Consider the following 735-nt stretch of genomic DNA (forward strand, 5'->3'; position numbering starts at 1 on the left):
CCTTCATACACCATATCATTTACAATAGGCACAGTAATGGTTTGTGTCGTAACTCCCGCAGCAAAGTTTAAAGTACCGCTAGTGGACGTGTAATCGGCTCCTGCCGTAGCAGTGCCATTGCTGGTCGCGTAATCCACACTCACAGGCAAACCGCTTGCCGTATTAAGACTTACAGTAAAGGTCACAGTACCAGACCCTTCATTGACCGTCACGTCATTAATAGAGATAGTCGGTGGCGCATCATTATCCGTAATCGTACCCGTGCCTGACGCACTGCTATTAGACGTCGTACCTGAGGTTTTGGTAGCCGTTAAGGTAAAGGTCTCATTGTTTTCATCCAAGGCATCATTAGTAATCGGTGTACGCACCAAAATGGAAGTTTGCCCCGCTGCAATGGTGGCCGACGTCGCATTCGTCCAGCTCGTACCGCCATCCGTAGACACTTGCAAGTTGCTGGCACCAACAGCGCCATAGTCCGTACCTCCGCCTGTGGCTGTGCCGTTACCCAGGGCAAGATTCACTCCAACAGCACTGGTGCTGGCATTGCTTAAGCTCACCGTAAACACCGCAAAGCCAGCATCCTCCGCTACCGTCGGACTACTGACTGAAAGCGCAGGTGTGTCATTGTCGGTACCGCCAGCGCCCGTGCCATCATCTTTAATCGTGCCCACACCCAAATTATCAGCGATCGTGGCATTGACCGGACTGCTTAAATTTTCAGACCCTTCATACACC

Annotated in this window: 1 protein-coding gene and 1 pseudogene; both read right to left on the bottom strand. The window is 51.4% G+C overall.

What is annotated here, in order from left to right; genetic code table 11:
* Positions 1-368 (bottom strand): Calx-beta domain-containing protein (locus OK13_RS15635; RefSeq protein ID WP_241480584.1); only part of this gene is annotated, 368 nt, incomplete at its 3' end.
* Positions 369-473: 105 nt separating this feature from the next.
* Positions 474-734, bottom strand: a pseudogene (locus OK13_RS16240) (hypothetical protein); the annotation flags it as partial.
* Between the last annotated feature and the right edge of the window lies 1 nt (position 735).

Source organism: Legionella norrlandica, from assembly GCF_000770585.1.
Lineage (GTDB): Bacteria > Pseudomonadota > Gammaproteobacteria > Legionellales > Legionellaceae > Legionella > Legionella norrlandica.